Raw genomic sequence first — 20,927 nt, 5'->3', positions numbered from 1 at the left:
CTCGCGTGCCCGGGTACCACCATCGTCTCTTTGGGGCCAGACCCTGGCCGGAGGGAAGGCAACGTTATGCGCAAGGCGCTGTGTGCGGCAGTCGCGTCGTTGTTGTTGTCTGCATGTGGAGGCTCGGGTGGTGGTGACGCCACCGCCGAGGCGAAGCAGGACGGCCTATCGATGTCCGCGGAGACGGGCCGCACGGACGGCACCTTCATCCAGGGCGGCAGCGAGGTGTCGTTCTCCTCGCGCGAGGTGGAGCCCGGCGTGTACCGCCTGGAGGTCCGGCTGCGGGGCATGTCGCTCACCGGGCTGATGGACCCGGCCAGCGGCGTCTCCACGCTCGACGGCTTCGCGGACGGCAGCGCGACGGACACGCAGCTCGGCGACGCGGACCGCGAGCTGCTCTCCGCCCTCTACGGCGCGCTCAACACGCAGCTCCCAACGGGAGACGCGGCGGCCCCCGAGGCCATGTACCTGCGGCGCGCGGTGGGCCTGTGGGCGCAGAACCCCTCCACCGTGGAGCTCAAGCGCACGGTGATGGGCGAGCAGGGCCGCGGCTACACCATGCTGTGCAGCTACACCAAGTGCAACGGCCGCCAGACGGGGAGCTGCGGCGGCGTGTACAACTGGTACTCGTACGCGAAGCACGACTGCAACAAGGGCGGCTTCGACTGGGCGGGCAACCAGCAGATTGCGCAGCTCGGCGACCACACCACGTGCAGCGGCGACGAGTTCTACCTGAATGGCAGCACCTGGGTGTGCGGCGAGCCGGACCACTGGTCCCGTCCGAAGGTGATGGGCATCTGCTTCGGCCGCTGCGGCGGCGGCTGCGGCGGTGACACCCAGTACACGCTGGACGCCACCAACCACGACGGCTGCGTGCGCAACGGCCACGCGCTGGCGAGCGCCTACTGCGACGACCAGTTCGTTTCCGCCAGCGACGACGAGCTGTTCGCTCCCAACTGCTACTGAGCTTCATGGCGTTGGGACGTGTGAAGGGGAGGCGGGCGGGCCTCGGGGCGTGCTGGCTGGTGCTGGTCGCCCTCGGGTGCTCGTCCGCGTCTTCCAAGACACAGGCCGCGGAGGAGACGGTGCGCCGCTTCTTCGCGGCGCTGCCTTCGGAGGACTGCGCGGTGCTGGCGCCGCTGCTGGCCACCGGGGGCAGCGCGCGCTCCTGTGAGGAGACCGTGCGGGAGCTGAATGAGCACGACGTCTCCCTGGTGGCCATCTCCGGGTCGACAGTCGACGGGCGCGACGCGGAGGCCGTCATCGTCCGGGCGCGCGTGGCGAGCGGCGGAACGGAGCGCAAGGAGCCATGGCTCCTGCGCGTGGAGCGGCAGGCAGGCACGTGGCGCGTGCGGTTCTGAGAGTTGGAAGTGGACTGCACGGGCCTTGCAGCATGGCGGGCGCCTGGGAGGGCAAGCGAGTCATGAGGATTCGATATCGTCTGATGCTGGCCGGCGCCGCGGCGCTCGTCGTGGCGCTGCTGGTGGTGGCGCTGTGGCCGGCGGCGCCCGGCGTTCCCGGGTCGCCGGTGGAGGCTCCGCCCGAGGTGCCCGCTGCTTCGGTGGCGGAGAGGTCCTCGCCGGAGCCGGTGCCCCAGAAAACCGCCGCGCGGGCGGAGCCGGTGCTCGCGAGCAGCGAGGCGGCACATGCCACGGTGGTGGCGCTCGGGCCCGGGGATGTCGCGCCGGAGCCCGAGGTGGAGAACCCGCCGCCGCAGGAGAATGACGAAGTCGTGCCCGAGTTGCCGCAGACGGCGCAGTGGCGACTGGAGAAGACGACGCACATCACCGCGCTGCTGGGGCGGGACGTGGAGCGGCTGGAGCGCGAGCGTGAGGAGGCCGAGGCTCGCGGTGACGAGCGGCGGAGTGCGCAGCTCCAGACGTTGCTCCAGCGCCACCGGGCGCGGCTGCACGAGCTGCGCGAGCAGATTCAGGAGCTGAGCGAGGCGGCGAAGCAGGAGTCTTCCGGCGAATGAGGCGCGGGCCCGCGCTGCTGTGTCTGCTCCGAGCCGGCGTGGTGGCTCGATGACGGGGATGCGGCGGTGTGGCTTCCTCGTGGGCCGGCGCGGTGCCGCGCCGGGCGAGGGCATCTCGCAGAGGCTTCGTCCCCACGATGCTCACGGAGAGGAGACAGCACGCCGGGAGGATGGCACCGGAGCTCACCTGGGCGCGAGCCGTCGGGCGGGTGGGTCCTGGCCTGGGCCTGGGCCTCGCGATGAGGCGCCCACGGGGTGGGCGGGTGATGACGTCATGTCGCATCCGAGCGGGGATTCGGGCCGTGGAGTGTCCGTGCACGTGCCTCGCGAAGGGGCGCGTTCGTGGTGGGCCATCGCTGAGTCTCCCGCTCGGCAGGGCCGAGGAGACTCGCCTTGCCTCGGGCCTCGTGGCGCATGGGCAATTCTCCTGATGACAGTGGCGGCCTCGCTGCTCGCCTGCCAGCCCGTGACGGAGATGTCGCTCCCGTCCACTCAGGCGCGTGCACAAGAGCGCCGCGTCGTGGACGGTGCGGACGCACCGGATGACCTTGCCGCGGTGGCGCTCATCGCCCGGCGCACGCGGTGCGGTGGCGAGCCGCTGACACTGCTCTGCTCCGGTGCGCTCATCGCGCCTGACGTCGTGCTCACGGCCGCGCACTGTCTCGCCATCTTCGGAACGGAGGGGCCGCACGAGGTCTACCTCGGCCAGGTGCTGCTGCCCGAGCCGGAGCCTTCGCCACGAGGCCGCTTCGCTCGTGTGTCTCGCGCGGTCATCCACCCGGACTACGACTCCGCCACGCACGCATACGACGCCGCGCTGCTGCGGCTCGCCGCACCGGTGGACGTGACGCCCTTTCCCCTGCCGGACTCGACGGGCGCCGCACCCACGGTCGGCGCTTCCGTGCGGGTGGTGGGTTTCGGGGACACGAAGGACGCGCAGGCTCCGTCCGGGCGGAGGCGGCAGGGGACGCTCACGGTGACGCAGGTGGAGCCCGCTGACTTCCGTGCGGGCCCCGCGCCGAGCATGAGCTGCGTGGGGGACAGCGGCGGTCCCGTGCTCCTGCGCGATGGTGAGCGCGAGGTGCTGGTGGGGCTCACCGTGAGCGGCGACGTCGCCTGTCGCGACGAGGCTCGCAACGTGCGCGTGGACGCGCTGCTCGACGGCTTCATCCGCCCGTTCCTCGCGGAGGTGCCCGCGCCCGTCGTGCCCACGCTGCCACCGGAGGACCTCTGCCTCGCGACGTGTACTCGCGACGTGGAATGTCCCTCGGGGCTCACCTGTGTCTCCGTGGACGGCGCGCCCGGGCACTGCCTGCTGCCAGCGCTCCAGGAAGGGAACTATGGCGCGGCGTGCACGGACGACGCGGCGTGTGGCACGGGCGGGCTCTGCGCGCGGCTGGAGCCCGAGGGCGACGCAGCGTGCCGCTGCTTCACACCGTGCTCCGGGCCGCTCCCCGACCCTGAGCCGGTGGACCCTTCCGGGCCTGGGGACGACACGGGCGGCTGCGCGAGCGCTCCGGGCCCCGCGCTCCTGGGCCTGTTCGCGCTGGTGCATCGGCTTGCTCGCGGCGCACGACGCTCGTCTTCGCGGCGGTAGATTCGCGCCTGTGCATCGACTCGCAAGCGACGTGCGCCGCCTGCTCTCACGGCGATGGATTCGCGCTTGCGCATCGACCTGCTCGCGACATACGTCCATACGTCCGCTGTCACGGCGCTCGCCGCCGTAAAGGAGGACGGTGCACATGCTGCACCTGCTGGTCCTGCGATACCGGGTGTCGGAGCTCGAGGCGGAGCCTCACATCGCGGAGCACGTCCGCTACCTGGAGCGCCACCATCGGGACGGGACGTTCCTCGTCTCCGGGCAGACAGTTCCATCCACCGAGGGAGGCGCCATCCTGGCCCGGGGCGTCGACCGTGCCACCGTGGAGCGAATCACCGCCGAGGACCCCTTCGTCCAGGCCGGCGTCGCGACGTACACGGTGACCACCATCGACCCGGGCCGCGTGCACCCCGCGCTCGCGGAGTTGCTCGGCGTGCCGGCTTCGCGCGTGCGGGGCTGAGGCAGGAACCGCGAGGACACGGCGCCGCACCTGCCGCTTCAGGCCGCGGACCGTCGGCGGAATGAACGTTCCTTCCGCTGCGGATGTCCGCGCCCCCGGGGCTGTTACATGCGTGCCATGCGGTGACGTGTGCGCGGGCAGCCGAGACTGCATCCGGAGCGCGCGGTCGCCACGTCGCTCAGGTGCTCAGGCGCGGATACTCGTCTTGCGCGCGCCCCGGCTCTTGTAGGCCTTGCCTGCCTTCAGCGGCGTGGTGTCCCCGCGTCCGGTGGTCTTCTTCGCGGTGCCTTCCTTGCGGTAGGCCGCGGCGGCCATGGACGGCAGCGTCTTGCGCCGCGACGTGCTGCTGCCCAGCTCCGGCACCGGCAGCTTGCGGCTCTTCGTCCTGTTGCCCCGTCCCGGCTCCTTGCGCGGGCTGACGGAGCGGTCCGGGAACTCCGCATCCCCCAACGCCATCCGTCCCAGCTTCTTCGCCTTGTGGGGGCCTTCGCCCGCGGCCCGGCCCACGTCCGTGGCCTTGAGGGTCAACGTCGTACCCTTCTTCTTCGCCTGCTTCACACGTGTCGCTCGAGTCTTCTCTGGCATGGAACCTCCCAGGCACTCAGGTAGGAATGAATCTCCCCGGTTGCCAGGGAGCAGCAGGGCGGACGGGCCCCAGCGCTGCCGTCCGCTGCCGCGCCTCCTTCCACCGCTCCACACCCGCGTCGTACCCATGGCCAAGGTTGCGCATGCGCACCTCGCGGTGCTCCCATGATGCCACCGTGTCGCGCCCACACCTCACACAGGTCCCGCCCGACGAGGACGCGTCGCACCGCGTCTGCGCCACCTGTGCGCGTGTCGTGCTCCCCGGGCGCGACGCGCGCTGCCGGGAATGCGGCGGCTCGCTGGAGGATGCGCCGTACGTCTCGCGAGGTCCGCCACCGCCTCCGCCGCCGCGCCGCCTCACCCGCGCCCAGCGCGCGGCCGTCCTCCGCCCGAAGCTGGCCTCGCAATACTGGATGGGCACGCTCTTCCTCGCGCTGGGCACGCTGGTGTTGCCGGTGGCGCTCGCCTTCCAGCGGCCGCTGCTGTTGATGGCGGGCATCTTCCTCCTCGTGGGCGTCCTGCTCCGCCGCTCCGGCTGGCCCCGGGAGCTCCGCCGCGAGCAGCGCCGCCGCCTCCATGTCCTGCGCTGGGGTGTCGGCGCTCCGGCGGAGTTGACGCAGGTGGAGCGCCATTTCGTCCCCGGGGTGCAGGCGGGGCGAGTGGCCCGGCTCGACTACGTCTTCCTCGTCCACGGTCAGCCCATGCCGGGGAGCGTGCCCTCGTCGCGCCTGGCGGATGCGCGCCGGCCGCAGGGAGAGCCCGTGTGGGTCGTCTACCTGGCCGGAAGTCCCGAGGTCAGCGCGCTCTGGCCGCCGGAGTCCTGAGCGGCACCTCGCCCGGGTCGCCGGAGTCCTGCGTGGTACTCAACCCTGGCCGCCGCAACCCCGAGCCGCCCCCTGGCCTGGACGTTGCTTCAGCGGGTGGGCACCATTCTTCCCAGGCGCTCGCCGTGTCCTCCAGGCCACGGTGCGCGGCCCGGCTGCCTCATCGTCGCCATGTCCCAGACTCCCGCTGCCCCTCCCACCGTCCTGTCCGTGCTGCGTCGCCATGGCTTCTGGCCCGCGCTCCTGAGCAGTGCCGCCGCGGTGGGCCTGTTGGTCCTCCGGCTCGACTGGAGCGAGCGCGCCAGCTTCGCGTTCCTCCCCTGGAACCTGTTCCTCGCGTGGGTGCCCTACGTCCTGTCGCTGCTGGCGCGCCTGCTCATGGCGCGCGGCCGGGGCAACGGCTGGCTCCTGGCACCGCTGGCCCTGGGGTGGCTCGCGCTGTTCCCCAACGCTCCGTACCTCCTCACGGACTTCATCCACCTGCGCCAGCGGCCCGTGGTGCCGCTCTGGTTCGACGCGGCGCTGCTCGCGCTCTTCGCGGCCACGGGCTGGCTGATGGGGCTGCTCTCGCTGGAGGTGTGGAAGGAGTGGCTGGAGCGCCGGTGGGGCCGCGCCCGCGCCTGGGCCTTCGTCGCCGCCACGTCGGTGCTGTGCGGCTACGGCATCTACCTGGGCCGCGTGGAGCGGTGGAACAGTTGGGACGTGCTCGCCGAGCCGGGGCGCCTCTTCTCCTCCATGGCCTCGCACCTGCGCGAGCCCGGCGCCTTCCCGCTCATGATTCGCCTCACCGGCGTCTTCGCCCTGCTGGTGCTGCTCTCCTACGCCGTCTTCGAGGCGCTCGTGTCGCGCCTGCGCTGCCGCCGCCCAGCGTAGCTGTCACCCTTTGATTGCAGACGCGCCTGTACTTCCGGCGTGCCCGATATGGCCATGCGCTCGGCGCATTGGAGCGGCACCCCCGAAGTCAGCACAGGTGCAATGAATGACGAAGACACACAGGACGGCATGGCTGCTGGCCATGGCCATGCTGCTGCAGGCGTGCGGTGATGCGTCCCTTCCGGAGCCCGTCCTCGCGGCGCTACCGGAGCAGACCACGGCCTCGCTGGAAGCCACGGCGGAGCCGGACGACATCCTCACCCGGCTCCAGTCCATGCCGGGGCTCACCGTCGTCTCCGAGCTGTCCTCCCCAGTCCCGGGCACGCGCGCCTTCCTGCTGCGCCTCGAGCTGCCCGCGGACCATGCGCGCCCGCTGGGGGAGCACTTCCAGCTCCGGATGGTGCTCCTGCACCGCTCGGTGGAGGCGCCCATGGTGCTCGCCAGCGAGGGCTACATGCTGGGCGGCATCTATCAGTCCGAGCCCGCCGCGCTGCTCGGCGCCAACCAGCTCCTCCTGGAGCACCGCTTCCTGGGCGCCTCGCGGCCCGCGTCCAATGACCTGGGGCTGCTCACCATCGAGCAGGCCGCGGGCGACTACCACCGCGTCATCCAGGCCTTCAAGCCGCTCTACCCCGGGCGCTGGCTGACGACGGGAGGCAGCAAGGGCGGCCTGGCCGCCGTGTTCCACCGCTACTTCTATCCGGACGACGTGGACGCCACCGTGGCGTACGTCGCGCCCGGCAGCCATGGCTTGCGCGACGTGCGCTACGTGCACTTCCTCGAGCAGGTGGGAGACGCGGACTGCCGCGCGAAGCTGGAGGCCTTCCAGCAGGACGTGCTGAGACGCCGCGACGAGCTCCTGCCCCTCGTGGAGGCGCTGGGCACGAGCCTGAACACCGGCTTCACCGTGGTGGGAGGCCCGGACAGGGCGCTGGAGTTCTCCGCCGTCGAGGCATCCTTCTACTTCTGGCAGTACGGGGCGGCTTCCGGCTGCGCGGACATTCCGGCGCCCGGCGCGCCGGCGGAGGAAACCCTCGCCTTCCTGGACGGCGTCGTGGGCGTGGCCTTCACGTACGGAGACCGCTTCATCGCGCCCTTCGCACCCGCCTACTACCAGGCCGCGACGCAGCTGGGCTGGCCCCGCTTCCCCTCGCGCCACCTGCGTGGGCTGCTGCGCTACCCGGGAGAGAACACGCCCGACGTGTACCTGGACTTCCCGGTGACGCAGCCGTTCGACTGGGACGCCATGCTCCGCGTGGAGCACTGGGTCTGGAAGCGCGGCGAGCGGATGCTCTTCGTCTACGGAGAGAACGACCCGTGGTCCGCCGCGGCCTTCTCCGTGCGCGAGCGCAATGACGCCTTCCGCTTCTTCGTCCCGGGCGGCAACCACGGGGCCGACATCCTCGGCCTGTCCGAGCCCGAGCGGACCTTCGCCCTGGAGCGCCTCTTCACGTGGATGGGATTGAGCGCTCCGTCCGTGGGAGTCCGAACGCTGGCGCTCGAGCACGCCGCCGAGGCGGAGGCCTCGAAGTCCGCACCACGGCGCTTCCGGCGGTAGTCGTCATTTCAAGACACGAGGACACCGCCTCCATCCGGTGCTCCCGGAAGGGGACGGTGTCCGGTGTGCATTGGACCTGGGAGCCCGGGCGCGGTCAGCCGCCCGAGTCAGCCTCCATGGATGGGCAGCCGCTTCTTGGGCCCGCCGGTGTGCTTCACGTTCATCTCGCTGGGGCTCTTCTTGCGGCCCTTGAGCGTCGTCGAGCGGCGCCGGTGGCTCTTGGGCTCGTGCAACTCGGCGGCGGGCCCGAGCGTCACCCGCTCCAGCGTCTTCTGACGGCGCAGTGCCGCGGCGTCGTCTCGGGGCAGCGTCTTGCGCCCCTTGCTGGCCTGCACGCTCGGCTGGGCCGCGTGCGCATCCACCCGCCGCTTGTTCTTGATTCCTGCCACTTTCGTCCGCACGGCCATGATGCCCTCCTTCCGTGGAGAGGTAAGGACGGCGCCCCGGCTTTTCCATCCCCCTCCGTGGGAAGGGACGTGGGCCATGTCGCGTGCCTGCGTGCTCCCCGGCCGCTCCTCCCTCCCCGCAGGACGGGGCACTTCCTTCGTGGGCCGGCATCGGGCGCTCGACACCCGGCGGCCTCCGACGAGAAGCGCACCACCGAGAAGCGCACTACGTCGACGAGCGCTTCCCCTTCTTCGGCGGGCGGGTGCTGGTGGTGGACTCGGGCGGGAAGAGCCAGCCCTCGGAGCCGCGCGAGGAGGTGGTGTTCTGCGTGGCCTCGGACGGCTCCAGGTGGAGGCCGCGGCAGCCACGGCACCAGGACTGGGGCCGGCGCCCGCTCTTCATGATGCGGTAGCCGAAGTCCTGCTCGGTGGGGCCCACGTGACCGCAGCGCGGGCACCGGCTCAGCGACGTGGTGCCAATCTCCTTGGCCTTCTGGCGGCCGTGCTCCACCACCAGGGCCAGCGCCGCGGCGAAGCCGATGCGTCCCGTGGAGGCGACGTGGAAGCTCCGGCCCCGCTTGCGGTTGCCGCGGCCCAGCACGGGCATGAGGTCCATCCCTCCGAGCAGGTTCCGCTGCTCGAGGACGCGCGACTGCGAGTTGTCGTGGGTCGAGTGGCTCACGGGACAACTCATACTGGGGCGGTCTGACATGCCCTGCCCGACGGCCCCGGTCCCCTGGCCGCTGTCCCGGGGAGGACTGAACGAAAGTCCAGTAAAGTCGCGGACCTGCGTGCATCCCACCCCGGGAGTGGGGTGGTTCGGTGGGCCGCACGGCCGGCCGGATGGCCTCATTGGCATGGGGGGTGCGCAGCTTGTCGGGGCGAACGGAGGCCCCCACACATGACGCGCCCCACCAATGAGACGGAGCTGATGCAGCGCCGCGTGCAGCGGCACGAGTCCCACACCCGCTCCACCTACGCGGCCTTCATCCGCCACCTGTGCGAGGTGGGGAAGGTGGAGCCCTCGCTGGCCGAGTGCGCGGCGGTGGCGGTGCTCCGCGCGCTGGAGCGGCGCATCCTCCCGGCGGAGGCGAAGGACCTGGAGGCCCAGCTGCCGCGTCGGCTGGTGGATTTCCTCCCGCCGCTGGAGCAGCGCCCGCAGCGCCCGCGCCGCTTCGGCAAGGAGGAGTTCCTCCAGACGGTGGCGGACGATTTGGAGCGGCCGGTGGAGGAGATGGAGCCGCTGGTGCGCGCCGTCTTCCGGGCGATGCGGGACCTCATCTCCGAGGGCGAGGCGGACGACGTCGCCAGCAACCTGCCCCCGGACCTCCAGGCCCTCTGGAGGCTCACGCAATAGGCGCGGCCGAAGCGTCTACTCCCCGGCGTCCGGCCCCAGCACGCCGCCGCCGCCCGAATCCGAGGAGGGGAACACGGGCGTGCCGCCGGGGAGGCTCGGGTCGTGCGGCAGGCTGCCGCGCGGGCTGCGCAGGTACACGAAGGGCGTGGCGAAGAGGAAGTTGCTCACGCGAGACGTGTAGATGTCCGCGTACCGCTCCATCTGCCGCGCCAGGTGGCTCTTGTCGTTGCCCGCGCGCGTGAGCAGGCCCCACACCGGGTTGGACAGCTCCGTGGCCGCGCGCGCCATGGGACCCAGCTCCGCGTCCAGCGCCTCCAGCTCCGTGCGCAGCTCGCCCAGCCGGGCCACCAGGTCCGCCTCGGACGGCGTCTCCGAGCGCGGGCCGTACTGGAACTTCCGCCGCTGCAACTCCAGCCGGAGCTGGCAGCTCTCCGCCTCCAGCCGCTCCTTGTGCTCCATCCGCTCGCCCAGCCGGGCCTCCGTGCCGCGGAAGCCGGCGATGGCGCGCACCTCGTCCTCCAGCTCGCGGAGGATGAGCGCCGTGCGCCAGCGCAGCACGTCCTTCGTCACGTGCACGTCGCCGAACATGTGGTCGCCCACGTAGAGAATCTGGTCCCCGCTCATCCCCAGGTGGCGCTCCAGCTCCACCGCGCTGCCGCCGAAGTACGGCGTGCCGGGCTTGAGCGGCCCCGAGTGCTGCCGCAAGAGCGCCTCACCGCCCACCTCCACGACTTCGTAGAGCGCCGAGCGCGTGGTGAAGAACTCCGGCTTGCGCGCGGACACAATCACCACGTCGAAGAGCTGCCGCCACGTCATGCCGTCCGGCAGGTGCCGGTCGAAGGCGAAGTGCATCATGGGCTCGGTGTAGGCCCACTCGCTGTTGGTAATCAGCAGCAGCTTCTTGCCGGCGTGGCGCTGGTCCAGCAGGGCCAGCGGCGTCTCCGGGTCGTCGAGGACGTACCGCTCCGGGTCGGCGATGATTTCCGCCTTCAGCCGCCCCTGCATGTGCGTGGCGTCCAGGTTCTTCCGCACGTGCTCGTAGAGGTCCGTGTACCCCATGGGCGTGGTGCCCGGGAGCTGCCCCGCGTCCAGCCGGTCCACGAGCTGCGCGAAGATGCACGCCTCGGACAGCGAGAAGAGCGTGTTGAGGAACACCCAGCGCCGCTCGTGCAGGTCGATAATCGTGCTGGCGTACTCGTCGCGCTGGTCCTCGAAGGACATGGGCCGCGTGCCGTGGAGGGCCTTCTTCACGATTCCGAAGCGGTTGGCCTTGAGGAGGTTGCCCTTCTCCGTGTCGATGATGAGCCCGCGGATGGCGAGCCCCGGGTCGAACGTCAGGTCCTCCACGGGCCAGCCCTGCGCCACCAGCCTGTCGCGGATGTACTCGTACGCACGGCGCTCCCACGCCTCCACCCGGTAGTGGATGAGCGTGTAGTCCATGTCGTAGCCCACGGCCTTGATGGCGCGCAGGTTGAGGGTGCGGTTGCAGAAGAGGCCCCGCTCGGGCGGGGGGCCGGAAACGTTCGAGCGCATAGACTCCCTGGCTTTGCCCCGGCCGGAGGCAAAAGTCGATGCCCGCGTGCATTCCCGGTCAGGTGCAGTGCAGATGCACCGGCCCCCGGCCCGAGAGCCATGTAGGCTCCCCGTGCCCTGCCGCCATGGCACTCCCCGCTTCCACCGCCATGTCGCCCCCGCTCCCGCCGCCATGATGCCCCCAGCTTCCGCCGCCGCCACCCCGAGCGCCTCGCGTGCCCGGCTCGCCCTCTCCTGGCTCATCCTCTTCGCCGCCTACGAGTCGCCCGAGGGTGTGGGGGGACGGCTCCTCGGGAGTGCGGCGGTGGCGGCGGTGATGATGACGCTCTTCCACGCGGTGGCCTGGGGCGTGGGACGGGGGCTGTTGGGCTACCGCAATGGCTTCCACGCGTATGCGCTGGAGTGGCGCGGCCGGGCGCTGGGGCCGGCGCTGGCGCTGATGCTGGTGCTCAAGCCGCTGTCCGTCTTCGTGGGCGGAGCGCTGGGCGTGCTCCGCGTGCAGCCGCTGGAGACGGCGCCGGGCCTCGGGGCGCTGGCGCTGGGCGTGCTCGGCGTGGCGGTGACGACCTTCGTGCCGTCCGTGGCCGAGGACATCGTCGCGCGCGGCTTCTGGTTCCGCGCGTGGCCCGTGGCGGGGAAGGGCTGGGGCTATGTGCTCCTCGCCTCGGTGGCCTTCGTGCTCACCCATGTGTACCGGCTGGGCAACGGCCCTCGCGAGTGGCTGATGCTCTTCTGCACGGGCCTGGCCTTCGCGGCGGCCGCGGCGCGCACCGGCTCGCTGTGGGGCGCGGTGGGGCTGCACTGGGGATGGAACCTGGCCAACGGGCTGCTGGACTTGGTGCTGGATGTGAATCCGGTGGGCACCGGCGGGCCCCTGCTGTCGGCCGCGACGGGGCTGGTGGCGCTCGGGCTGGTGGCGCTGCTGCCCCGGGCGACACGTGATTCACATTGAACCTGCCCTTGGGGGTTGCGTCCCCTCGGGATGGTTCATACCGTGGCCGCCACCCTGAGTGTCCCCATGCCCGGAATCACGCGCCGCGTCGCCATCAGTGCTGTCGTGCTGGCCGTCCTGATCGGGACCGCGGTCGGCGTGGGCGGCTACACCTTCGTCTACGCGAAGGGCGCCTCGTACCTCACCGACGACCCGTCCGCGTGCGCCAACTGCCACGTGATGAACGAGCAGTACGCGGGCTGGGTGAAGGGCAGCCACCACACCGTCGCGGTGTGTAATGACTGTCACACCCCGCACAACTTCTTCGGGAAGTACTTCACCAAGGCGCTCAACGGCTGGCATCACTCGGTGGCCTTCACCTCCGGCGACTTCCACGAGCCCATTCACATCGGCGAGCGCAACCTCCAGGTGACGGAGGCCGCGTGCCGCTCCTGTCACCAGGACATCGTCCAGGCGATTGAACCGGGGCTGCTGGTGCGTGTGTCCGCGCAGGCCACGGGGGACTCTCGGAAGGACGCCGAACTTCACGGCAGCCAGCACCCGCCGCCCGCGGACGGGACGCTGAGCTGCCTGCGCTGCCACCGCTCGGTGGGGCATCTGGAGCTGGACTGATATGGCGAACCCGAATGCTCCCACGAGGCGCCGGGGCTGGTTGTTGCTGGTGGGCGTGGGCGTCGTCTCCGCCCTGGCCGCCGCGGCCGCCGTCGCCCTGGCCACCAACATCTTCGAGCGCAAGCAGGAGGCGAAGAACCCCTTCTTCCACGTGGTGGAGCTCACCGACGACACGGTGGACCCCGCCATCTGGGGGAAGAACTTCCCGCTCCAGTACGACATGTACCTGCGCACCGCGGACCAGGTGCGCACCCGCTATGGCGGCAGCGAGGCGGTGCCGCACACGCCCAGCCAGGCGGACCCGCGCTCGGTGGTGGCGCAGAGCCGGCTGGAGGAGGACCCGCGCCTGAAGCGCATGTGGGCCGGCTATGCCTTCAGCAAGGACTTCCGCGAGGAGCGTGGCCACGCGTACATGCTCTCGGACCAGACCTTCACCGAGCGCCAGCAGGTGACGCACCAGCCGGGCGCGTGCATCCACTGCCACGCCAGCTCGTACACGCTCTACAAGAAGCTGGGCAACGGAGACCTCTTCAAGGGCTTCGACGCGGTGAACCACCTGGGCTACTTCGAGGCGCGGAAGATGGTGGACCACCCGGTGGGCTGCATCGACTGCCACGACAGCCAGACGATGCAGCTGCGCGTGACGAAGCCGGCCTTCATGCTGGGCATGAAGCGCATGAAGGCCGCGCAGGGCGTGCCGGACTATGACGTCAACCGGGACGCCACGCGCCAGGAGATGCGCAGCTACGTCTGCGGCCAGTGCCACGTGGAGTACTACTTCAAGGGCCCGGAGAAGACGCTCACCTTCCCGTGGGACAAGGGGCTCAAGATTGAGAACATCCTCGCGTACTACGAGGAGAATCCGCACAAGGACTGGACGCACGCGGAGACGGGCGCGCCGGTGCTGAAGGCGCAGCACCCCGAGTTCGAGATGTGGAACCAGGGCATCCACGCGCGCTCGGGCGTGGCGTGCGCGGATTGCCACATGCCGTACACGCGGGTGGGGGCGCAGAAAATCAGCGACCACCACGTGCGCAGCCCGCTGCTCAACATCAACCGCGCGTGCCAGACGTGCCACCACTTCTCGGAAGCGGAGCTGCGCTCCCGCGCCGAGGCGCTCCAGGAGCGGACCTTCCGGCTGCGCAACCAGGCGATGGACGCGCTGATGGGGCTGCTCGACGACGTGAAGAAGGCGAAGGCGGCGGGGAAGACGGACGCGGAGCTGGCCGGGGTGTACGCGCTGCAGCGACGCGGGCAGTTCATGCTCGACTTCATCGAGGCGGAGAACTCGATGGGGTTCCATGCGCCGGAGGAGGCGGCCCGCATCCTCGGGCAGTCGACGAACATCATCCGCCAGGCGCAGGTGCTGGTGCGGGACCCCACCTTCAAGCCGGAGATTCCCGACCAGCTGCCCGCCGCCGAGGGAGATGCCCACGCGGGGCCGGGCACTCGGGGGAAGACGGTCGGCGCCCCTTCGGGTGGCGCGGGCGGTGGAGCGAGCTCGGGTCCTGAGAGCGGTGCTCCCGCAGCGGGTGGCGCTACCACGACGGATGGTGGCAGCCCGGCGCACTGATGGCGCGGCCGATGTCGTTGTCGGCGGGCTGATGCATCCCCGCGTGCTGCTGACATGGCAGGCGGGAGGTGCGACTCCACAACGAGGCGGGGATGACGGTCGCCCGGCTGGTGACGGAGCGGGCGCGTTGAGCCCCGTCATGGCTGCCGGAAGCCTGCTTCCCTGGCGACGCTGAGGCGGCGCGAGCCCTGCTGCCCGAATGTTGAGCGACGGCTGGCCGTTGGACGGTGGCTGAAGGGAAGCACACCGGCCGCAAGCGCCAGGGAAGGTCGCATGAAGAGTTTTTGGGGCCCCGGTGCCATTGCCGCCGCGCTGATGCTTGCCACCGGGACGTCGCGCGCGGAGGAGGCGTGGAAGACGCTCGCGGAGAAGCCCTATCTGGTGAAGGTACGCCCCCGGCCGGCCACTCACGCGAAGGACGTGTGGGCTGAAGGCGAGCTTGCCGCCAGTGCCGTAGACGTACAGGCGGTGCTGACGGATGTGGACGCGTATCGGCAGTGGATGCCGTACGTGGAGGAGTCACGCACCCTCGAAGAACTGCCGGACGGCACGAGGCTGACGTACACGCGGCTGGACCTGCCCATCGTCGCCGCGCGCGACTACGTGAGCCACGTGGTGTCCGAGTCGACGCTGGCCGAGGACGGCACCGGCATCTTCGCCCAGCGCTGGCGGGCGCAGCCGGATGCCATTCCCGAGCGCCACGGCACCGTGCGTCTTCGACTCAACGAGGGAAGCTGGCGCGTGGAACCACGCGGCGAAGGCCGGTCTCATGCCGTGTACAGGTTCACCGTCGCCCCCGCCGGCTCCGTCCCCGGCTTCCTGGCCAACATGGGCCAGAAGGACGGCGTGGTGGACACCTTCCGCGCCGTGGAGAAGAGGGCCCGGCAACAGGCCGAGGAACGAAGCAAGTCGCGGTAGCGACGGCTCGCGCTCGAATCGCCTCCAACTTCTCATCCGAGATGGCGGCGTCGCTCGTGGCTCCCCAGCGCTGATGGAACTCGGCGGTCTTCTCGAGGCAGCCGCATCTCAGCTCTCGGCGATTGGGAATCCCACCGCACCAATGAGGTAGGCCCTCCCTACCCGACCCATGTCAGTCCCCTCCGGTAGAAGGGTTTCGTGGAAGGAACGTTCCTTCCACGGGACGGCCGCCCCGGAGGGGGCGGGAGGGGCAGGGGCATGGGGTTCACGGAGTATTTCCTGTCGGGGATGATGCAGAGCTCGGCGGAGGTGCTGGGCCAGCACGGCTACGAGCACGTGAAGGCCGAGCAGTTGGCCCGGGCCGCAGGCATGTCGGTGGGCTCGCTGTACCGGCGCTACGGCAGCAAGCCGCGCTTCGCTCAAGAGGTGCGCGACTTCAGCGAGAATGTCTTCTGCCAGGACGTGGACTGGGCATACATCTGCAAGCACGGGGCGGAGGGCGTCACCTTCCGCGAGGCCTTCTTCGTCTTCTGGAACGCGATGGCGAAGTGGGCGCTGGGCAAGCCCGGCCCCTTCAGCTTCACCTTCCTGCATCCGAGGGTCCCCGGCCAGCAGGTGCCCGGCGGCGCGGCGCGGGCGATGGTGCGCGAAGTGCTCCAGCACGGCGAGCAGGAAGCAGCGCTGAGACCCGGCTGCGTCAGGGCGGGTGAGGCCCTGGTCTGGGGCACGCTGACGGAATTGGCGCGGGCGTCGGCGGAGCGCAACGAGCCGGTGTACCTGGAGGATATCGCCGAGTCGGGAGAGGCTCTCTGGCTCGCACTGGCGAAGACGGATGGCTCCGGCGGAGCTCGCTCTCCGCATGGCGAGGACTCAGGCCAGTCACTCGGTGAGCGGCAGGGCGGGGGCGAGGTCGGCGGCGGCGAAGCTCCGGCCCGGTATGGCGAAGACTCAGGCCAATCCCTTGCTGACCGTCATAGTGGTGATGAGGCCGGCGACGAAGCTCCGGCCCGGTATGGCGAGGACTCAGGCCAGTCCCACGCCGAGCAGTACGGCGGTGACAAGACCGGTGGCGGCGAAGCTCCAGCCCACTTTCTTGAGATTGCGCGGGCCAGGCAGCATGACGACCGTGCAGATGGCCACCAGCGGCGCCGGCAGCAGCGCCACCACACGCCACGCGGACACGCCCGCGGACAGTGCCCACAGCAGGGCACCCGCGACTCCGAAGACACCGGCGGTGAGGCCCGCGAGGCGCAGCAGGGCGCGGTCCTCGCGCGGCTTGTGGGCCCGGATGACGACGTGCACCGCCACCGTGGCCAGTGCGAATCCCAGGGCAAACGTGCCCCACAGCGACAGCGCCGCGCCCGGTGCCAGGCCTCCCGCGATGCCCACCGGCACCGCCCAGGCTCCGAGCGCCAGCGATGCGAGCATTTCGCCGGACAGCGTGCGCTCCTGCCGGCCCCAGGTCATCAGCAGCACCTCTCCGCCGAGGATGCCGGGCAGCGCGAGGTAGGGGCGGGCGGCGGCGTCGAGTCCCTGGAGGGCGAGCACCAGGGAAGCGGCTCCCAGCGCGGTGAGAATGGCGATCCGGCTCCGGGCCAGGAGGCGCTCCTCCTCGTGACGACGAGCACCCCGATGGCCGAGCAGGACGAGCAGGGGCTCGTGCACGAGGAAACAGACGACCGCCGCGGTGGTGAGCCAGAGGGCGCTGGCGTTTGGCCCGGTGATGGCGAGCACGGTGGCCAGCGGCAGGCCGAGCTGGAAGTACGCGCCATGCTCCCGGGGCAGGAGCGCCTGACGGGGGACGGAGAGCTGCTGTCGGGCGGAGAGGGTCAGCATGGGCTGGTGGAGAGCAAGCGCCGTTCCGTCCTCGAATCCCAGGGGTGGAAGGAGTGGGCGGCGCAATGGGTGCGGAGGCTCTGCGGGCTCGCGCAAGCCTTGCGCCGGAGGTGGCTCCGGGACGCCCGGGAAGGGGAGGCATGGTTCCTGAAATGTCCCTCCCTGCCCTGGAGCCGTGGGCTCGGGGAGTGGCCATGGCCGGGAAGGCGCCAAGGGGCCGCTGTGGAGGTGCACATGGACATGCTGGCCCGTGAGGCCCAAGAAGCGCTGCGGCAGCGCAGCCAACGCCTGCGGGCGCGTGCCGGAGCGTCCGCGGAGGCGCTGGAGGATGGCGAGGCCGGGCTCACCGAATCGGAGCGGCAGGAGCTGGACGCCATCGAGGAGGCGCTCGCCCGCATCAATGAGGGGGGGTTCGGGAGCTGCGCGCGGTGTGGAGGCGCCATCGGCAGGCACCGGCTCCGTGCCGTCCCCGAAGCGCGCCACTGCATGACGTGCTCGGCCGAAGTGGAGCGATGAGCCGGACCCGCCTTCATGACGTGCCCGGTCGAAGTGAAGCGGTGCGTTGTGCCCGGCAAGGGTTCTTCGTGAGCATGGGTTCAGGGCTGTACTCCCGAACCCGGGTCACGGGTCCGGGAACACCACCGAGCCTATCGTGAGGGTGCGAGCCCCTCCTGCTTCCCGCAGCTCCAGCGTGTACACCCCGTGAGCCTCGGTGTTACGGGCCTCTGCTTCCACGATGATGTGGACCTCGTCGGGATTGCTCCCTGCCGTGGGCTCCGACTGCCACACCTGCACGATGCGTGGCCGTTGTCCTGCCGGCCCGATGAGTGCCGCGCTCTCAATCGGCCAGGGCCGTTCGCCCGGGGAGAGTGGCACGGTCACCTTCACCGCGATTCGTTCCCTCGCGCGGAAGCTCATGAGTCCGAGTTGTGCGAGCGCCGCTTCCATGGCTCTGGGACCTGCCTGCTTGAGCCGTTTGACGGTGACACCCTCGTCCATCATCCATGAGGAGGCAATGGCAGCGGTGAGGCCGGAGGGAGCGTGCTCTGCTCGGAGCCGCGCGTTCTCCTCGCGCAGTCGCTGAAGCTCCTGCTCCAACTCGCCAGGCTCCTTCGGGGCGGGGGCGCAAGGACGCTGGACGCGCACGACCTCCACCTGCGTGTCCGCATGCTCCCGGACCCCCACGAGGATGAAACGGGCCTCGGTGGGATTCGTGCCCGCCGCGAAACGGACGGTGAGCCGCAGCCGCTCACCTTCACGAAGCGCCTCCGAGGGCACGAGCGCGAGGGTGTCTTCGCCCACCACCACGCGGCGGAATCGCTTCCGGCCCTCCAGTACCAGCTCATCTCGGACGAGAGGACCGTCGAAGAGCATCAGGCTGGCGATGCCCGGCTGGATGGCAAGCTCCGGGAGTGCCGCAGACGGCTCGGGTGTCAGCTCGATGCGGCGCGTCTGCTTCTGCGCCTGTGCTTCGGAACCCGGCGACTCTTGCGCGCCGACGGCCGTTGCCCCGAGGGCAATGAGCATGAGGAGCGGGACTCGAAGCCAGACAGACACGCAGAAGGCTCCGTCATTCCTCGAAGCGGGGGAAGGTTGCGACAACCTTGAGGTCGATTCGGGAGAGGATGTTGGCGTTCTGGGCGTCACCCCCGGGTTCTCTCGGCGTGCCTCGCTGCCTGTCGTTGATGTCGTAGACCTCCAGGCACATCGGGTACTGCACGCCGTCCGTGAGCAGCTTCGTGAAGCGGCCATGGACGCGCTTCTTGGAGATGTAGAGCTCTCCGTAGTACTCCGTTCCCTGCCGTCTGCGGACCAGCCCTTCAGTCGAGATGGGATAGCCCACGGCCCGTCCCTCCCGGACGGTGATTGGGATGTCGCGGCGTTGGGTGTCGAGATCGACCGTGAAGACGCCGGTGAGGTCCAGTTTCCTCATCGCCTCCATCGCGCCGGGTGGGCAGTCCTCCGCGGGCGGCAGGGCCTGCTCCAGCCGTAGCGGTGAGCTGGCGCAGGCGAATCCCGCGCACGTGGCGACGGTGGCGGCCGTCCGGATGAGGCTGTTGGCGATGCGGGCGCGGGGTGTCTGCTCCGGGGCCTGGAGCCCGGGAGCGGGGGCGGTCTTCTTCACGGCGGCGGCTTCCTGGAATGGCGCCACCGGTGGAGTGGCGGCCGCGGAGGTGGGCCCCGCCGGTAGCGGGGACGCGGCCGTTGCAGTGTGTGAGGGCTCGGCGGAGCTGGCCAATTTCTGACCGGCTGCGGTGGTTGTATTGCTTGCTACCTGAATGGTTGTGTTGCTTGTTGCCTGGGGGGGTGTGTCATGCGAAGTGCGGGTGGACCAGGCCGCCAGCGCGACCAGGGACAACCCCAATGTCGCGGCCAGGGTCCACAGGCGCCGGCGCGGGTGGATGCGTCGCGCGCGGCCCTCCACCACGGCCTTTCGTGGGGACGCATGGGGGCTCGGCTTCGGCGGCGGATTCAGCACGCCGAGCAATTGCGCCCACAGCCGCAACAGCTTCGCCCTCGCCACCGAGGGCGGCCGGTGCGTGTGCCTCGGCCACTCCGGCCGGCGCGTGCGGGGCATCCTGGTGGGGGCACCCTCCCCGGCGGGCGCTCCTTCCCCGGCGGGGGCCGGAGGCTCATGCCACTCGAAGAGGGGCAGGGCCCAGGATTCGCTCGGGTGCTCGCTGACGGCCGCCGCGAGCGCGCCGTGGAGCTGGGCTCCCGTCTGGAAGCGCTGCTCAGGGTTCTTCTCCAGCAGGCGGAGGATGACGGCCCCCAGCGCGGGCGGCACGCGGGGATTCACCACCGACGGCGCCGGTGGCTGCTGCGAGACGATGGCCGCGCAGAGCACGTCCGGCGGCCACTCGGTGGAGAAGGGGTAGTGGCCGGTGAGGGCGCGGTAGAGGCAGACGCCCAGCGCATAGAGGTCGTCGGTGGGGGCGTAGGTGTAGCGGGCGTCGATGATGCGCCAGTGGCGCTGGTGGAAGCGGATGGCCTCGGGGCTGCGCAGGTGGAGCGTGCCGGGAGCCAGGGGGCCCGTGGTGAGCGTGGGCGCTCCCACGTAGTCACCCGAGCCCAGGTCGATGAGCACCGGGTCTCCGTGCTCGGAACGCATGAGGATGTGCTCGGGCTTGAGGTCTCGGTGGAGGACTCCGCCCGCGTGCAGCGTGTCCAGGATGAGCGCCAGGCGGCACGCGGCGTCCACGAACTGCTGGAGCGTCGGGTTGTGGAGGTCCGCCCAGAGGTGGAGCGCGGGGCCGGGCACCCAGTCCATGACGAAGAAGAAGTGCCCGGTGACGACGTCCGGCCAGCGCCCGCAGGCGTGGACCGCCACCACGGCCGGGTGGACGGCCTTGTCCATCAGCAGCGTCAACTCGCGCTTCGAGCGTGGCTCGTAGGGCTGGCGCGCCAGCTTCAGCGCGAAGTAGCGGCCCGGGTCCTGGAGGGCCTCCACCTTGTAGACGGCGCCGTAGCCGCCCGCGCCCAGCCGCTCGAGGAGGCGCCAGCAGCCACCCACCACCGTGCCGGGCGGCAGCGTCTCGGGGTTCACCTGGGGGATGGGCGGGCTCATGACCGTCGGGGTCTCCTGGAATGTCGTCAACCTATCAGGTTGAGTGAATTTGTGGAGACCTCGTGCATTCCATGCCCGACGGAGGACGCTCGCGGCCCGTCCGACAGGGGCCATCCATTTCGAGAAGCGGGTCCGAGGGGCGGGGCGCCCCTCCCGAAGGCGCTCGGCTGGCCCGGCGCGGCCCCCGGGGGGGGCGGGCGTGCACCCGAGGGCCCGCCCTCGCCGGTGTCCTCCGGTGGGTGCCTGCCTGGGGGGCAGCGGAAAGAACCCGTGCACGGAGCCGTGTCTATGGGTATAGACAGGCCCACATGTGTCCC

22 protein-coding genes and 1 pseudogene are annotated in these 20,927 nt (G+C 70.7%); 15 read left to right on the top strand and 8 right to left on the bottom strand.

Translation table 11 applies throughout. The features are described 5' to 3' along the window. Positions 1-66: 66 nt before the first annotated feature. The 5 genes from ACVTJA_RS49865 to ACVTJA_RS49845 all read left to right on the top strand — a co-directional run bounded on the left by ACVTJA_RS49865 (position 67) and on the right by ACVTJA_RS49845 (position 4,035). The gene (locus ACVTJA_RS49865; protein WP_465831643.1) at positions 67-966 is read left to right on the top strand and encodes a hypothetical protein; all 900 of its coding nucleotides are present in this window, start codon (positions 67-69) and stop codon (positions 964-966) included. Positions 967-971: 5 nt separating this feature from the next. Further along, the gene (locus ACVTJA_RS49860; protein WP_465831641.1) at positions 972-1,361 is read left to right on the top strand and encodes a hypothetical protein; all 390 of its coding nucleotides are present in this window, start codon (positions 972-974) and stop codon (positions 1,359-1,361) included. A 62-nt stretch (positions 1,362-1,423) separates the two neighbouring features. Continuing rightward, positions 1,424-1,975 carry a hypothetical protein gene (locus tag ACVTJA_RS49855; protein WP_465831639.1) on the top strand — a complete coding sequence of 184 codons (552 nt, stop codon included), beginning with the start codon at positions 1,424-1,426 and terminating at the stop codon, positions 1,973-1,975. A 430-nt stretch (positions 1,976-2,405) separates the two neighbouring features. Next, entirely contained in the window at positions 2,406-3,572 is a 1,167-nt protein-coding gene (locus tag ACVTJA_RS49850) for a S1 family peptidase (RefSeq protein ID WP_465831637.1), read from the top strand. Positions 3,573-3,717: 145 nt separating this feature from the next. After that, entirely contained in the window at positions 3,718-4,035 is a 318-nt protein-coding gene (locus ACVTJA_RS49845) for a YciI family protein (protein WP_465831635.1), read from the top strand. A gap of 186 nt (positions 4,036-4,221) precedes the next feature. Here ACVTJA_RS49845 and ACVTJA_RS49840 read toward each other — a convergent pair whose 3' ends face one another. Then, positions 4,222-4,620: a hypothetical protein gene (locus ACVTJA_RS49840; RefSeq protein WP_465831633.1), complete on the bottom strand. Its 399-nt coding sequence runs from the start codon at positions 4,618-4,620 to the stop codon at positions 4,222-4,224. A gap of 176 nt (positions 4,621-4,796) precedes the next feature. Between ACVTJA_RS49840 and ACVTJA_RS49835 the strand changes: the two genes are divergently transcribed. From ACVTJA_RS49835 to ACVTJA_RS49825, 3 genes are all read left to right on the top strand, one after another. Continuing rightward, the gene (locus ACVTJA_RS49835) at positions 4,797-5,444 is read left to right on the top strand and encodes a hypothetical protein (protein WP_465831631.1); all 648 of its coding nucleotides are present in this window, start codon (positions 4,797-4,799) and stop codon (positions 5,442-5,444) included. Positions 5,445-5,615: 171 nt separating this feature from the next. After that, positions 5,616-6,317 (top strand): DUF1361 domain-containing protein, encoded by a 702-nt coding sequence (locus tag ACVTJA_RS49830; protein ID WP_465831630.1) that lies wholly within the window; start codon positions 5,616-5,618, stop codon positions 6,315-6,317. 106 nt (positions 6,318-6,423) lie between these two features. Then, positions 6,424-7,875, top strand: coding sequence for a S28 family serine protease (locus ACVTJA_RS49825; protein WP_465831629.1), 1,452 nt, complete (start codon positions 6,424-6,426; stop codon positions 7,873-7,875). Positions 7,876-7,982: 107 nt separating this feature from the next. Here ACVTJA_RS49825 and ACVTJA_RS49820 read toward each other — a convergent pair whose 3' ends face one another. Together ACVTJA_RS49820 and ACVTJA_RS49815 are read right to left on the bottom strand one after the other, a co-directional pair. Then, positions 7,983-8,282 (bottom strand): hypothetical protein, encoded by a 300-nt coding sequence (locus tag ACVTJA_RS49820; RefSeq protein WP_465831628.1) that lies wholly within the window; start codon positions 8,280-8,282, stop codon positions 7,983-7,985. A gap of 205 nt (positions 8,283-8,487) precedes the next feature. After that, positions 8,488-8,973 carry a hypothetical protein gene (locus ACVTJA_RS49815; protein WP_465831626.1) on the bottom strand — a complete coding sequence of 162 codons (486 nt, stop codon included), beginning with the start codon at positions 8,971-8,973 and terminating at the stop codon, positions 8,488-8,490. A 189-nt stretch (positions 8,974-9,162) separates the two neighbouring features. Between ACVTJA_RS49815 and ACVTJA_RS49810 the strand changes: the two genes are divergently transcribed. Continuing rightward, positions 9,163-9,618 (top strand): DUF2267 domain-containing protein, encoded by a 456-nt coding sequence (locus ACVTJA_RS49810; RefSeq protein ID WP_465831625.1) that lies wholly within the window; start codon positions 9,163-9,165, stop codon positions 9,616-9,618. Positions 9,619-9,633: 15 nt separating this feature from the next. Here ACVTJA_RS49810 and ACVTJA_RS49805 read toward each other — a convergent pair whose 3' ends face one another. Then, positions 9,634-11,151 carry an HAD-IG family 5'-nucleotidase gene (locus ACVTJA_RS49805; RefSeq protein ID WP_465831623.1) on the bottom strand — a complete coding sequence of 506 codons (1,518 nt, stop codon included), beginning with the start codon at positions 11,149-11,151 and terminating at the stop codon, positions 9,634-9,636. Between the two features lie 172 nt (positions 11,152-11,323). Between ACVTJA_RS49805 and ACVTJA_RS49800 the strand changes: the two genes are divergently transcribed. From ACVTJA_RS49800 to ACVTJA_RS49780, 5 genes and pseudogenes are all read left to right on the top strand, one after another. After that, a complete protein-coding gene (locus ACVTJA_RS49800) occupies positions 11,324-12,103 on the top strand; it encodes a CPBP family intramembrane glutamic endopeptidase (protein WP_465831622.1) in 780 nt (259 codons plus the stop codon). A gap of 66 nt (positions 12,104-12,169) precedes the next feature. Next, complete coding sequence (nrfH, locus tag ACVTJA_RS49795; protein ID WP_465831620.1) at positions 12,170-12,715, top strand: cytochrome c nitrite reductase small subunit; 546 nt, start codon at positions 12,170-12,172, stop codon at positions 12,713-12,715. Position 12,716: 1 nt separating this feature from the next. Next, on the top strand, positions 12,717-14,288 hold the full coding sequence (locus tag ACVTJA_RS49790) for an ammonia-forming cytochrome c nitrite reductase subunit c552 (RefSeq protein ID WP_465831618.1): 1,572 nt from the start codon (positions 12,717-12,719) through the stop codon (positions 14,286-14,288). A gap of 273 nt (positions 14,289-14,561) precedes the next feature. Next, positions 14,562-15,206 (top strand): START domain-containing protein, encoded by a 645-nt coding sequence (locus ACVTJA_RS49785; RefSeq protein ID WP_465831617.1) that lies wholly within the window; start codon positions 14,562-14,564, stop codon positions 15,204-15,206. A 258-nt stretch (positions 15,207-15,464) separates the two neighbouring features. After that, positions 15,465-15,563 (top strand): annotated as a pseudogene (locus ACVTJA_RS49780) (hypothetical protein); the annotation flags it as partial. A gap of 62 nt (positions 15,564-15,625) precedes the next feature. On the opposite strand, the gene ACVTJA_RS49775 reads toward ACVTJA_RS49780, so the two are convergent. Beyond that, positions 15,626-15,790, bottom strand: coding sequence for a hypothetical protein (locus ACVTJA_RS49775; protein WP_465825286.1), 165 nt, complete (start codon positions 15,788-15,790; stop codon positions 15,626-15,628). A gap of 439 nt (positions 15,791-16,229) precedes the next feature. Then, positions 16,230-17,042 (bottom strand): YwiC-like family protein, encoded by an 813-nt coding sequence (locus ACVTJA_RS49770; protein WP_465831616.1) that lies wholly within the window; start codon positions 17,040-17,042, stop codon positions 16,230-16,232. Positions 17,043-17,276: 234 nt separating this feature from the next. Between ACVTJA_RS49770 and ACVTJA_RS49765 the strand changes: the two genes are divergently transcribed. Continuing rightward, complete coding sequence (locus ACVTJA_RS49765; protein WP_465840712.1) at positions 17,277-17,558, top strand: TraR/DksA family transcriptional regulator; 282 nt, start codon at positions 17,277-17,279, stop codon at positions 17,556-17,558. Positions 17,559-17,663: 105 nt separating this feature from the next. Here the strand turns inward: ACVTJA_RS49765 and ACVTJA_RS49760 are convergent, their stop codons facing one another. Together ACVTJA_RS49760 and ACVTJA_RS49755 are read right to left on the bottom strand one after the other, a co-directional pair. Next, on the bottom strand, positions 17,664-18,569 hold the full coding sequence (locus tag ACVTJA_RS49760) for a DUF2381 family protein (protein WP_465831614.1): 906 nt from the start codon (positions 18,567-18,569) through the stop codon (positions 17,664-17,666). Between the two features lie 43 nt (positions 18,570-18,612). Next, the gene (locus ACVTJA_RS49755; RefSeq protein WP_465831612.1) at positions 18,613-20,610 is read right to left on the bottom strand and encodes a serine/threonine protein kinase; all 1,998 of its coding nucleotides are present in this window, start codon (positions 20,608-20,610) and stop codon (positions 18,613-18,615) included. Positions 20,611-20,927 lie beyond the last annotated feature (317 nt).

It is taken from the genome of Pyxidicoccus sp. M6, from assembly GCF_055568925.1.
This window is presented reverse-complemented; position numbering and strand designations above follow the sequence as displayed.